Source organism: Marinicella sediminis (assembly GCF_002000055.1).
GTDB classification, from domain to species: domain Bacteria; phylum Pseudomonadota; class Gammaproteobacteria; order Xanthomonadales; family Marinicellaceae; genus Marinicella; species Marinicella sediminis.
Window position 1 is genome coordinate 130,665 of record NZ_MVBD01000010.1, and the last position, 13,891, is coordinate 144,555.

General features: G+C 49.1%; 9 protein-coding genes. 5 read left to right on the forward strand and 4 right to left on the reverse strand.

Annotated features, from left to right (window positions below; genetic code table 11):
• Positions 1–20: 20 nt before the first annotated feature.
• The gene (locus B0475_RS13845; RefSeq protein ID WP_077412472.1) at positions 21–1,265 is read right to left on the reverse strand and encodes a M12 family metallo-peptidase; all 1,245 of its coding nucleotides are present in this window, start codon (positions 1,263–1,265) and stop codon (positions 21–23) included.
• A 460-nt stretch (positions 1,266–1,725) separates the two neighbouring features.
• Here B0475_RS13845 and fabR point away from each other — a divergent pair, with 460 nt between their 5' ends.
• The 3 genes from fabR to B0475_RS13860 all read left to right on the forward strand — a co-directional run bounded on the left by fabR (position 1,726) and on the right by B0475_RS13860 (position 4,703).
• Positions 1,726–2,343: an HTH-type transcriptional repressor FabR gene (gene fabR, locus B0475_RS13850; protein WP_077412473.1), complete on the forward strand. Its 618-nt coding sequence runs from the start codon at positions 1,726–1,728 to the stop codon at positions 2,341–2,343.
• A gap of 181 nt (positions 2,344–2,524) precedes the next feature.
• Positions 2,525–3,607: a flavin reductase family protein gene (locus B0475_RS13855; protein ID WP_077412474.1), complete on the forward strand. Its 1,083-nt coding sequence runs from the start codon at positions 2,525–2,527 to the stop codon at positions 3,605–3,607.
• A gap of 1 nt (position 3,608) precedes the next feature.
• Positions 3,609–4,703, forward strand: a complete 1,095-nt coding sequence (locus B0475_RS13860; RefSeq protein ID WP_077412475.1) for a fatty acid desaturase family protein — start codon at positions 3,609–3,611, stop codon at positions 4,701–4,703.
• Positions 4,704–4,716: 13 nt separating this feature from the next.
• On the opposite strand, the gene B0475_RS17515 is transcribed toward B0475_RS13860, so the two are convergent.
• Both B0475_RS17515 and B0475_RS13870 read right to left on the reverse strand, forming a co-directional pair.
• Positions 4,717–6,762, reverse strand: coding sequence for a putative metal-binding motif-containing protein (locus tag B0475_RS17515; protein ID WP_109862403.1), 2,046 nt, complete (start codon positions 6,760–6,762; stop codon positions 4,717–4,719).
• Between the two features lie 87 nt (positions 6,763–6,849).
• Complete coding sequence (locus B0475_RS13870) at positions 6,850–8,469, reverse strand: M28 family metallopeptidase (RefSeq protein WP_077412476.1); 1,620 nt, start codon at positions 8,467–8,469, stop codon at positions 6,850–6,852.
• Between the two features lie 149 nt (positions 8,470–8,618).
• Between B0475_RS13870 and B0475_RS13875 the strand changes: the two genes are divergently transcribed.
• On the forward strand, positions 8,619–10,091 hold the full coding sequence (locus tag B0475_RS13875) for a choice-of-anchor Q domain-containing protein (RefSeq protein ID WP_077412477.1): 1,473 nt from the start codon (positions 8,619–8,621) through the stop codon (positions 10,089–10,091).
• A gap of 8 nt (positions 10,092–10,099) precedes the next feature.
• Here the strand turns inward: B0475_RS13875 and B0475_RS13880 are convergent, their stop codons facing one another.
• Positions 10,100–10,990, reverse strand: coding sequence for an RluA family pseudouridine synthase (locus tag B0475_RS13880; protein ID WP_077412478.1), 891 nt, complete (start codon positions 10,988–10,990; stop codon positions 10,100–10,102).
• A gap of 498 nt (positions 10,991–11,488) precedes the next feature.
• Between B0475_RS13880 and B0475_RS17830 the strand changes: the two genes are divergently transcribed.
• The coding region (locus B0475_RS17830) for an Rne/Rng family ribonuclease (protein ID WP_456298902.1) at positions 11,489–13,891 on the forward strand (2,403 nt) is incomplete at its 3' end.

Below are 13,891 nucleotides of genomic sequence, written 5' to 3' on the forward strand. Positions count from 1 at the left end.
TGAATCCAGGTTATTCAGTTTTACCGGAAACCAGCCACATAAGCGGCACGCAACTCATGCACCCGGGTATTGTTTCGGCTGGAGGTGCCTATGGCACGACCGCCAAAGGTTTGATTGGGGTTGGAAAAGCCCGCAATTCGGGGTTGTGGGTTTGAACTGACTGCCATCACTGTGCGGAAATTGCCTGGTGAACTGACAAACCCGCGGCCGAAGCTGTAAGGTGTTCCTGTGGGGTCATTGTCATGACGGGCCCCAAACAAGTGGCCAGCCTCATGCACAAAGGTGTAATCGGTACAGTCGTGATCCACCAGGAAAAAAGCCCGGCCCGCGGTGGCTCCAATGGCATCTGCCTGACCACACAAACCTTTGTTTCGCAATGTGGTGGTAACCAGCACCACCAGATCAGCATTGGTTTGATTCCTCAGAGAACCCGGCACATTATCCAGATAGCCATCGTTGGTGCGACGCAATCGCGATAACATGTTCGAAGAACTGGTGTTTAACTCTGCGCCAGCCCGGTATAAACCGGCATTGCGCATTTCCAGGTCCAGCTGATTGTTGCTGTAAACCTGATTGGATTGGGTGATGAAAAACCGCATGGCATCAACCGCAGCGGCTACGCCACCCGCATCATTGATGGCCTGATCAGTGATCAATTGAATGACATCAATCACATTGCTTGCCTCTGTATTGGCAGGTGCCGCCAGATTGGCTGGTGATTTAGACTCATGCTTTGGCGTGTCGTCCTTGTGACTCAAGTTGGAAAAGTCTCTTTTGACCAACACATACCCATCACCCTGCTCCAGGGTTCTGACTTCATAAACCAAACCTTCGACCAGAATTTGACCAAAGACCCGCTTACCATGGATCATGAACACAGCCTGGTTAGGGTTGATGGCGTTTTCATCGATCACAGCACTGCTGGCCATTTTACGCAATCCCAGATCAATGTCGCCAACCCAGGCATATGATTCATCATCAACCACAAAGGTATTTATTTGTCTGGCTTGCAGATTCAGGTCATTGGCAAAGTTTAACACCAGGGCATCGTTCTCAACTGCCAAAGCCTGTAAATTAAGACCAATGGTCTCAATTGACTCAACGCTGTCATTCCGGCTCAATGCCTGTATCACAGGTGATGAATCGTACAAACCCTCTGTGGTTCTGGCTTCTGGCTGAAACAAATTGGTCTGTGCCATACCAAGGCCGCTGATTAATGTGCCCGCGACCACGCCCATGGTGGTCAGTGTTTTCTTGAATTTCATGTTTACTTCCTCTCTTTAATTATATTTGGGAAGGTTAAAACACAGTCCGGGTCCCACCCTGGGACGCGATTACCTGGGCTGATGGTAAGCCACCTTCAGCGTCTGACTACGTGCACGCACGTGATTTGATGTGGGTAATGCTTCACTCCATTGATTAAAACCGGGTTTTAACCAATCTCAGCAGTGTATTGTTGTATTTTTTTATTTGACACCGCCGGGCTCTTTGAACAATGCATGCTGTTTCAGCACCTGGTTGCACAATTCATTTGCTATTGTGTTACCACTTCTGCAATCAAAATGTTAAGTGGTTCACATTTTTCAGCTGTTTTCTGAATCTACAAGCTGTTTCAGGTCCTCCATTTCAAACGTCTGCTGTTGTCACTGAGCACCATCACTCATTAACCACATACTTTGCATTCTTTGCTGAGTCCGTTAAACTGTTGGATACATTTTTTCATGCATGACTGTTTTGACTCAAAGCCGCTCACAACAAAAAGAACGCACCCGACGGGCCATCATTGAAGCCGCCATTGGTCAGCTCAGCGAAAGTCAAAGTTTTGCCAGCCTTAGCCTCAGAGAAGTGGCCCGGCAAGCCGGAATTGCCCCAACTTCCTTTTACCGCCATTTCAAAGACATGGAAGAGTTGGGCCTGACGCTGGTTGATGAATCAGGCTTGGCACTCAGGCAGGTCATGCGCAAAGCCAGACAACGACTGAAGAAAAAAGGCAGTGTGATAGCCACCTCAGTAAAAACATTTATGGAATTCACCAGTTCTCACCCAAATATTTTTCGCATATTATTCCATGAGCGATCAGGCACCACCCGGGCACTGCGCGATGCAGTGGCCCGGGAAATTCAATACTTCGTGGTTGAACTGACTGATTACATTCAAAACAATGGTTTTGACCATGCCGCCGCATACGCTCAGGCTGAAGCCATGGTTGCGGTGATTTTTAACGCCGGTGCAGAATCAATAGCCAGCAAACCCCACCAACGCCAGGAACTGGAAGAGCGCGCCATTCAACAACTCAGATACATCGCAGCCGGTGCCGCCGCTTTACAACAAAAAGCACCTTGACTGCTTGAGAACTAACCTCATAAAAAAAACAACTGTTCACCACATCAAAAAGTCACAACATCATTAAATTTACGTTACAAAACAGTTAATTAATGTATTTTTATCATTTATTGGCGCTGATTTAACTTGCCTTTACTCTTTTTAAGAGTACACTTGTACGCTGAACACCAAAGGCTGAACAATGACCAAAAGTACCCACTGGTTTGCCAGATCACTGACCAACCAATCCTCATTCAAAACCTGGCTTGAACCTGTCATACAACAGTTCAGACCAAACTGGCAGGCCACCGGATATCCTGCTTCAGTCATCGACAACCGTCTGGAAAGTGACCTGGTGTTCTCACTGGTTCTGCGCCCTGCCCGATCATGGCCCGGGTTCAAAGCAGGCCAACACATCCAATTGCAGGTGGAAATCAATGGCACCCGCTATCAAAGAACATTCAGCTTGTCCACCGCACCGGAATACCGCAAACAAACCGGGCTGGTGGAGTTGACAATCCGTCAACAAACTGGCGGTCTGGTTACTGGCTGGCTGGCTGAACACCTGAATAAAGGAGATCAGGTCATCTTATCTGCTGCAGCTGGAGACTTCACCCTCCCCTCAACACCTTACCCCATGCTGCTGATTGCCGGTGGCAGCGGCATCACGCCATTTCGCAGTTTTATTCAGCAACTGGCTTGTCAGAAGAGCCAACGGGACATTCACCTGATTTACTACAATCAAGCCACAGCACCATTATTTGCCGAAGAGTGGCCACTGATGGCCGCAGCGCTCCCCGGACTCAAAGTCAACCTGATTGACACCGCTGAAAAAGGCATGATCAATCGCAAACAATTATCTGAACTTTGCCCTGATGTAACCGATCGCACGGCCTGGTTATGCGGCCCCTACGGCCTGATCAACACCAGCCGTGATCTGCTGCTTGAACTGGGTGTGGAGGACAGCGATATTCACCATGAATTGTTCGGCCCAAAACCACTTGATCCGACGATGAAAAGCCAATCTGGCACCGTTCATTTCAATCAGGCCGGAATGAGTCTGGACTATCAGGGCGGGGCACCCACTACATTGCTTGAACTGGCTGAACATGCTCAACTGAATCCTGTCAGCGGTTGCCGCATGGGAGTCTGTCATCAATGCAAATGTCGCAAGTCACAAGGCTTGGTCATCAACACCCTGACCGGCCAACAGTCAGACACCGGTGCAGAGGATATCCAACTGTGCGTGTCCATTCCCATCGGCGAAGTCAGCCTGGAACTATAAAATGAACAACCAAAACATCAACTTTACACAACTGGAAGCAGATTTATCGGCCATTCGTGACCATACCCTGCAACAACGTGGCGCCGATGACGCCCGCTACATCCGCCGCATCATTTGCCTTCAACGGGTTGCCGAGATCACCGCCAGAGTGCTGATGTTTGGCTGTTTTTTCAGCCTGTGGTTCCCGCTGGCGGGGATGCTGTTACTGGCATTTGCCAAGATTCTGGATAACATGGAAATTGGCCACAATGTACTGCATGGCCAATATGACTGGATGAATGACCCCAACATCAACTCCAGAACATATGAATGGGACATTGCCAGTGATGCCGGATCATGGAAACGCATCCACAACCACGAACACCATACTTACACCAACATCATTGGTAAGGACAGAGACTTTGGCTATGGCTTGTTGCGCATGAGCGACGACCTCAAATGGCGACCCAAAAACAGCTGGCAATTCATCACCTATCTCAATCTGAGCCTGCTGTTTGAATGGGGCGTGGCCTATCACGAACTGGCTGCAGAGCGGGTGTTCATCGGCAAGAAGAAAGCCAATCGCACCAGCGCCTTGTCAGACGGCGAACTGAAACGCATGTTCTTCAGCAAAGCAGGCAGACAAATATTCAAAGACTATGTGTTTTTCCCGTTACTGGCCGGACCCATGTTTTTCACTGTCCTGTTGGCCAACCTCGGCGCCAACCTGATCCGCAACCTGTGGACATCAACCATTATCTTTTGTGGCCACTTCACTGAAGATGTGCAGACATTCACTGAAGAAGAATGTGTCAATGAAAGCAAAGGTCAATGGTATCACCGGCAGATGCTGGGCTCTTCCAACCTGACAGGCCCTCGCTGGTTCCACATCATGACCGGACATTTGAGTTGCCAAATTGAACACCACCTGTTTCCGGACATTCCGGCTCATCGCTATGTGGCCATGGCCGATGAGGTGCAAAAAGTGGCACAGAAACATGGCATACCATACAACACAGGTTCATTCTTCAGGCAATATGGCGCGGTACTCAAACGCATTTGGAGGCACTCCTGGCCTGATAAAACAACCATCAAAAAAAACCGTCAAGCCGGCTGAACAGACCCAGTTATCACAGGCATTGAAAATCAATCATGGTTTGGCCGTCCTGACCGCCGCCAGTGCCACCAGCACCTGCTCCATTGATGGAAAACACCGTATTTTGATCAGCTGTATACATGGCCCCGTCCAGGCAGACAACACCGATCACGGCACCACCAGCACCGCCACCACCTTGTCCACCAGCACCACCGTGACCACCATCACCACCACGACCTCCACGTCCTGAATCATCTTCTTCAGCACCACCAGACCCTCCGCCTCGTCCCAAACCGCGAAAACCGCCGCCACCGCCACCGCCGCCGTTTCCAGCTGCGGTCGTCATCAACACCACTTGCTCCAGGTTGACCTCGGCATTGATCAAACGCAGAGCAATACTGGCTCCGCCACCCTGACCACCGGTTCCGCCTGTACCACCACAACCGCCGCCACCGCCGCCACCGCCAGCGCCACCGTATGAGTCACAGGCGAAGGCACCACCGCCGCCACCACCGCCGCCGCCGCCACCTTTTCCGGCGGTTCCATCAGCACCATCGGCGCCTGAAAAAATTTTGTATTCAAAGTTGATGAACTGAACCGTGTTATTGGCACCTGCACCAAACAATCCATTAATCCCAGGATCACCGTGACTTCCATTGCCGCCATGTCTGGTGGACTGACCGCCGTTTCCGGTACCTCCTGTACCACCCCAAGCACCCAGGTTTTGCCCCCGGCTACCGGGTGAACCATTGCCATTTTCCAGCCCCGCAGACCCACCACGCCCTCCGGCAACTCCACAAGAACTGGACCCTCCTGAACCCCGTGTTGGCGCGCTGTTTTCATCACACACACCGCCATCATTTTCCACCCCATTACCACCGTTGGCACTAAAACCACCGTTTGCGCCATTGGCGCCAAATAACCCATTGACACCATGTCCACCTCGCCCGGGGAACAGTTCAACAGCTTGCAACATGACTCCGATGGAATTGCGCACCGTTAAGCCATAAGTCGTGCCACTGGCAGGGGCATTGTTGGCACCCACAAACCGCACATGCTGGATGTATTGAGGTTGACTGCCCATGTCCAATTCTGCGCCATTAAATGGCGTGCTCAACACCGTTGGGAATGCTGGGCTTGCGGTCCGGGTTGCAAAGTCATTGATGTATGCGCCTGCCAAATGAATGCCAGGAATCAAATCTGCACCATCAACAAATGTACCAAAATCATATTGACCTATTGAAATCAATACCCACGACCTGTTGTTATCCTGTGCCAACTGCTGTGCCAGATACAGATCACCAGTCGGATCAGCTGAAGTGAGGCCTGAACCCTCGGCACCAGGGGCCACAAACACACTGTTTGCCAAATCGCCGTCTATGCCATCACAATTACTGTCTACATATGACAAGTCAGGTATGTCAACCTGACCAGGAAAACGGGCCGGGTCATTGTCATCACAATCGGTGGCATTGAGGACATACCCGGCTCTCAACTGACAAAATGATGCGGCATTAAAAAGGTTTCCATACGTGTCTTCATCGGCATCACGGTATTGTGTGATGGGGTTCTGACAACCTTCAAACGTACCAACAAATATCGGATTCTCGGCCAGCTGGCCTTGCTCAAGTTCATTGTTGGTTGGGGAATTAATACCAAAGCTGGCATCGGCATTGACCGAATAGAAGTCATCCGCCGGGAAATCAAATGGATCCAACAAAAAGACTTCCTGATTCAGGCCAATGCTCAACACACCGGTATTGGGGTCAAACAATGCCCCCTGAACCAATAAATCAGGCACTATACCACCGGGTGATTGAATGAACCCTTGGTTGGCAATCAGAAAATAGGTTGGCTCGTAAAAATCTCCGGGCAAGACCAAATCCACAACAGTGGTATCTGACAGAATTTGTATGGCACCACCACCGATGTTGAGGTTGGCATTGGGTTCAGCAATCAGCTCGATGTACTGAACATCTCCAGCAGGGTTGGTATACACTTCATTGACTTCCCATCCCACAAAGGTGGCTCCAGCGTGTGATTTGAAACACACAAAAACCAACAACAACACACCTCGCATCACACCCCCCTCCAAACTCACAAACAGTAATTACCTTATCCGATGAGATTTGTGAATGCAAATGTTGGCGCTCAGCACAGCAAAAGATCACTCTTGATCAATGGTGGCAAAGAATGAATCCTGATTCCATTGTGGTCGCTCATCGGTGTTGGCCACTTCGGTGGCAATCACCCGATTGATGGCCACAAATTGAGCAGCCACATCATAATTAATGGGTAAATCCAATTGGTCACTGGGCTTGTGGTAGTGTTCAATCATGAACTCCTGACTGGAAATTTCATGCTCGTCAAAAATCATATCCGCCTTGTCTGCGGTCACCAGAAACACCGCAGGGATGCCTTTCTTTACAAAGCTGTATTGGTCACTGCGGACAAAAATCCCTTGCTCAGGCATGGGGTCAGGAATCAGCTTCATGTTTTCAGTGGCCACCGCCCGCTCAATCACTCCCCACAAGGAACTGTGTTGCGCACCAAAACCAATCAACTGATCAAAGGCATTGGTTAAAACCGGCATATCCAGATTCACATTGGCCACGATGCTGTCAATGGGAACCGTCGGGTTATGGGCAAAATAATCTGAACCCAATAAGCCCTTTTCTTCTGCTGTTACCATGGCAAACAACATCGAACGCCTGGGCCGCTGGTCAGATTGAGTGATCTGATGGGCCATTTCGAGCAATGTTGAAACACCGGCTGCATTGTCCATGGCACCGTTGTTGATTTTGTCACCCAGTTCAATGTGTTCAGCCACCCCAATGTGATCGGTGTGTGCACTGAGTAAAACGTATTCATTTTTCAGTACCGGATCAGCACCCTCCAGCACCCCAACCACATTCGGGCTGGTGACACTTGAATGGGTTGATTGATAACTGATGGTGGCGGTTATTCCCATGTTCTGACCTGCTGGTTGCTGGCCATTTTCAATTTGCTCATAGATGGCCTGCAAATCCATACCAGCGCGGCTAAAGAGTTCCTTCGCAGCAGCCATGCTTAACCCTGCTGAACCCTGAATTTCCGGATAACCATTCTGCACAACGCCTGACTCATTGACCCAGCGAATCCGGGGTTTGCTGATGTATTCTTTGGCCCTGGAGAATGGAAAAATACGCTCACTCACCGGGGTAACAACCGTGATGATTCCAACCGCCCCTCGATCCACCAGAGCCTGAGTCCCTTTCCGTGAATAGTGGGCTCCTTCCTCACTGGGGAAGTGTTGTGGTCGCCCGGACAGAACCACCGCGATTTTACCAGTCAGGTCAATACCTTCAAAATCACTGTACTCAAGAAAAGGGGCATCAATGCCAAAACCGGCAAACACCAGTTCACCGGTGACTGCTGATGAAGTGCGATTGATGTTGGCGCCCACCGTGAATTCGGTCAAAAATTCAAGTTGTGTCACGTCATCACCATCCGTGTAACTGAATTCAGGAGATGTCAGATCCAGCAGTGTGGATTTGAATTCAATCCGTTGCAGGTATGTGCCGTCATCGCCGGCTGGGACAATCCCCATCTTGGCAAATTCGGTGGCAATGTATTGCGCTGCCACCTCATGACCGGGTGATCCGGTGTCCCTGCCTCGCAACAGGTCCGAAGCCAGAAAATCCATGTGGGCTGCAAAGCGTTTCGCCGTATCAGTCGCCAGTGTATTGTTCATTACCAAACATAACAACATCACCGACAGGGCTCTCAGGGTCAATTTTTGATTCATGGCTGATGGGTTTTATTGATTGCCAGTCATCTTACAAACCCCGGGAAAATAGTTATATAGTTCACAAGTCATGATATCGAACCCTGCTGACAGGTGAAAGTTGCTGCATATTGGGTTACAATCATTCGCTTTTTGAGCCTGGGAACGCCATGAAATCATTCAACAACCAACATTCAGTTTTCTTGATTTGTTCATTGTTCATTGCCACTTTGTCGTTCGCCGGAGACACGCCATTCACCAACAACGACTTTAACATGGAAGCAGCCATCAACAGCAGTGCTGAACTGATGGATGTGCTCAGCAATGATGATTCTGGTATCACCGGAAATGATTACAAAGAAGTGGTTGCAGTGTGTGACATCAACGCTTCAGATCAGGATTGTCTATCTAATGGCACCAACTTCAGTAATGCCATCGGAACCGTCACTGTCAATGGCACAGGAGATAACAACAACGTTTTATTCACCTCATCCAGCTCGGTTTCTGATTTGTTCGAATTCAAGTACGTCATGGAAAATTTCACGGGAGGCCAGGGCTCTGCAGAAGCCTCTGTGACAATGTTTTATTATGAAGTGAATACCAACAGTGACAGCAGCACCAACAACTGCACACCCGCCGCGTGCACATTGCGTGATGCCATCGCGGCAGGTCAGGCCGAAGCCGGTGCCAGCAATGTTCGATTTGACCGTGACTTCACGGGCATCATCATGCTGTCCAGTGAATTGACCATTGATGACACCGACCTGACCATCGCCGGACCTGGTGGCGATCAGGTCACCGTTTCGGGCAATGATCAAGTCCGGGTCATCGACGTTACCGGCGCCTCAGAACGCGTCAGCCTGTCAGGCTTTACCATCAGCAACGGACTGGCCACTGGAGACGGCGCAGGTATCCGCTTCAATGGTTCGAGGGATGTGCTGGTTGAAAACATGCGCATCATTGACAATGAAACCAGCACCAATGGCGGGGGTATTTGGTTTGCCTCAGCCAGTGGTACGGTCAGAAACACGGAAATCAGCGACAATCAGGCAGGTGTCTCAGGAGGCGGAATTGGCATGATTGGTTCATTTGGCTCTGATGTGTTACTGGAAAACGTCACCATCAGTGGCAATGTATCAGCGGATGACGGTGCTGGTTTTTTTATCAATTCAGGCAATGGTCAGAACATAACCCTGAGGCACGTCACCTCAGCTTTCAACAACAATGGCAGCAACCAGATCATCGGCAATCAGGTCGGTGCCAACGGAAACATCAACATTGAATCCAGTTTGATCGTCTCCAATGGTTTGGATCTGGTCTTATTGGCCAACAACAATGTGGTCAATAACAGCATCATTGGCAATTACTCTGGCGCCAATCTAGTGGGTGGTAACAACCTGACAGAATGGGGTGTGGCACTGAACCCACTGGCTGCGTTGAATGACACCGGCTTGAGGGTCCACAGCTTTGAACCTGGCGCAGATGCGCACAATTATGTGGATGACATGATTGGCAATGTGGGTTGCGGCACAGTGGTTCCCAATGACCAGATTGGCACTCCCAGGCCAGAAGGAGCAGGCTGCGATGCGGGTGCTTATGAATACATTTTTATCGATGAAATTTTCATCAGTGGTTTTGAGTGATTAACAGGCTAGCTGTTGAGCTGTTGAAAGACCTGCCTGAATAAAGAGGGCTCTGGTGCCTGAAAATCCTGGTCAGCAAAGCGCAAGCGACAGGCATGCAAAAATAATTTCCGCTCAAATCTGTTGTCCGCTTTTCCATAAAGGCGATCACCCAAAACGGGACATCCCAGGTGTTGGGCATGCACCCTGATTTGGTGAGTCCGCCCGGTTTCAATCCGACAAGCCACCAAACTCACACCGCAACCTGATTGGATGGGTTCAAAATGTGTCACCGCATGTTGCCCGGATGGATCCACCACCACGGTGCGAATTCCATTGACCCTGTTATGGGTATTCAATGGCTGTTCCACGGTTACCGCTTCATTGAATTCACCCGTCAATAAGGCAAGGTAGGATTTTTTCACCTGTTGTTCTTTCATGGCTTGCTGAAAAGCCAATAAAGCCTGGCGGTTTTTGGCCAGCAACAAACAGCCGCTGGTGTCTTTGTCCAGACGATGAGCCAACTGCAGGTTTTCGAAACCCTTCATTGCAGTCAGTGCTTCCACCACGCCACAGTCATGTCCCGATCCAGCATGAACCGGCATTCCGGCGGGTTTATCAAGCACCAGAAAATCGGCATTTTCAAATACCACACAAGCCTGCAATTGCTGCTTGAGGCGATCAGGAACCTTTGTGACTTTCTTCTCAATGAAAAAGACACCTGGAGGAATGCGCACTTCATCACCGGGGATCAAACGAGACAGCGGTTTGGCCCGTTTACCGTTGATACGAACCTGACCCTTGCGAATGAGCTTGTACCAGTTGGATTTGGCCACCTGTTTGCGGTGCTTCAACAAATAATTATCCAGCCGTTGCCCTGATTCATTATCGGTGACCACCAAAATGGGCTTTTTACTCATAATAAATTGTTTTTAAAAGATAATTCTGTGAAAACGCAAAAATAATGTTAAAATCCACGACGATTAATGGCCAGGAGCCATTATTGATTAAAGAATCAGTTGAAACATGATAATAAATGTTCCCTGATTATACGATTTAAAGCAGTTCAGTTCCAAGGAATTAGTCGCCAGGCGACAGGAACCCCGAATCATTGGACCCGATGATGAACACTCACTGATTGGAACGAGTAACCAATTCAGTCTGAAAATAACATGACACCCGGTGTTTTAGACACCGACGATAAGCGAAACAACACACCGCGAGTAGAATTCAGGTCAGCCAACACACGGCAACTGCCTGAACTGACTGTTACATGAGCAACCAGATGACAGACAGGTCTGCGCCATCGACATCATGCTGAGCACCCTGATAAAAGGGCTATACAGACATGATTATGCTATTTGGCATCGCTGAAAAGGTTCATCGTTCCTGAATTAAAAGGAAACAAGATGAAAAGAATGTTAATCAATGCAACCCACACCGATGAAATTCGTGTGGCGATTGCAGATGGACAAAGACTGTATGATTTGGACATCGACTCTGCGGGTCATTACCGCAAAAAAGGCAACATCTACAAAGCCAAAATCACCCGCGTAGAACCCTCACTTGAAGCCTGTTTTGTCAATTACGGCTCTGAAAGACACGGTTTTTTACCCTATAAAGAAATCAGCCCGGCCTATTGCAAACAGGCCCCAAGAGGCAAAGCCCGCCTGCCCATAAATGAAGCCCTGAAAGAAGGTGATGAAATCATTGTTCAGGTCAACAAGGAAGAACGTGGCAACAAAGGTGCTGCACTGAGCACATACATTTCGCTGGCCGGCCGATACCTGGTTTATATGCCTGGCAATCACCGGGCCGGTGGCATTTCCAGACAAATCCGCGGTGAAAAACGCGCCCATCTGCAAGACATCATGCGCAGACTGGAAATCCCTAAAAATGATGGCGTCATCATTCGCACAGCAGGCTTAGGCAGAACGTTTGAAGAATTACATTGGGATTTTAACTACCTGCAACAAGTGTGGGAAGCCATACAAAAAGCCGCTGATCAGAAAAAAGGTCCATTTTTCATTTATCAGGAAAGTGACTTGTTCATCCGAGCATTGCGGGATTACTTACAACCGGACATCGGTGAAATCCTGATTGATGATCGCGATTCATATGAAAAAGCCCGTGAGTTCATGCAACAGGTGATGCCACATAACCTGAAAAAACTGTCTTACTACAATGACACCACTCCACTGTTTTCACGGTATCAGATCGAACGTCAGATACAATCCGCATTCGAACGTGAAGTGAAGCTTCCTTCTGGTGGTTCTGTGGTGATTGATCAGACCGAAGCCCTGCTGTCGATCGATATCAATTCAGCCAAAGCAACCAAAGGTGTAGACGTCGAAACCACCGCACTGCACACCAATCTGGAAGCCGCTGATGAGATTGCCAGACAATTGAAAATCAGGGATCTGGGTGGCTTGGTAGTGATTGATTTCATTGACATGCGCATCAATAAAAACCAACGCGAAGTGGAAAACCGCATGCGTCAAGCCGCTGAATCTGATCGGGCACGGGTGCAAATTGGTAAAATATCAAAATTCGGATTATTGGAAATGTCTCGACAGAGATTGCGGTCTTCGATTGCAGACTCCAGTCAGATTACGTGCCCCACATGCGGTGGTCATGGATTCATCCGCTCTATGGACTCTCTGGTGATATCCATCATTCGACTGACTGAAGAGGAGATGATCAAGCCCAAAACCGGCCGCATTGTTATCCAGGCTCCAGTTGACATCACCAACAAGATCCTCAATGAAAAACGCACAGAACTCTCAGAACTTGAACAGCGACATCATGTTGAAGTGTCAGTGATTTCCAATGAAAACCTGTCTTCACCGGACTTCCATGTTCAGCGTTATAACATCAATGAGTCCAATATAAACATCGACGACATCCCATTGGTTAAACCGGAAGATTGTCACAAGGCTGTATCACTGGATCCACCACCACCGACCAAAGAAAAAGCCGCATTGGGCATGGTCAAACCTGATATTCAGGCTCCAAAACGCTCAGTGTCACTGGTGATTTCTTCGTGGTTCAAGAGTCTGTTCTCTAAGCCCAAAAAGAAAAAACCAGCCAAAGGTGGGCAACAGAAAAACCGACAGCAAAGCCGTAAAAAGCCAACCCACGGTAAACAAAAGCCACACCAACAAAAACAAAAACAGAAGCCTCAGCAAAAGCAACAATCCAAAACAAGTGGAGGTCAGCAAAAACAACAGCAGAGAAAAGCTGGCCAGCAAAAGCAAAACCAGGCAAACAACAAGCAACAAGGCAAAGGTCCCAGGCAACAGCAAAACAAGGGTAAGCAAGGCCAAAACCAACAAGCCAAAGGCAAGCCAACTCAGGGGCAACAACAGACAGGCAAGGGTCCAAAACCGCAACAGAAAAAAGGCCCCAAACAACCGGTCAATAAAAACCAGGCAAAACAACAAGCCAACAAGAAGGCTCCTCAAAACAATGAAACGGTCGACAGCGATGGAATCATTGCCAAAAAAATGTCCAGGCCGCTGGGCAGCGTAGCTGAACTGGCCGCCAAGAAAGAGCAAAAAGTGCCATCAGGCGCGGTCAAAAAACGCCCCATCGATGACATCGATGTAGACAACAAGCCAAGGCAAAAAGCCGGACCAAAACAGACTGGACAAAAGCAACCTGAGCAGAAAAAACCTGAGCAGAAAAAACCTGAGCAGAAACAGCCTGAGCAGAAGAAACCTGAGCAGAAAAAGCCTGAGCAGAAGAAACCTGAACAGAAAAAGCCTGAGCAGAAGAAACCTGAGCAGAAGAAACCTGAGCAGAAGAAACCTGAGCAGAAG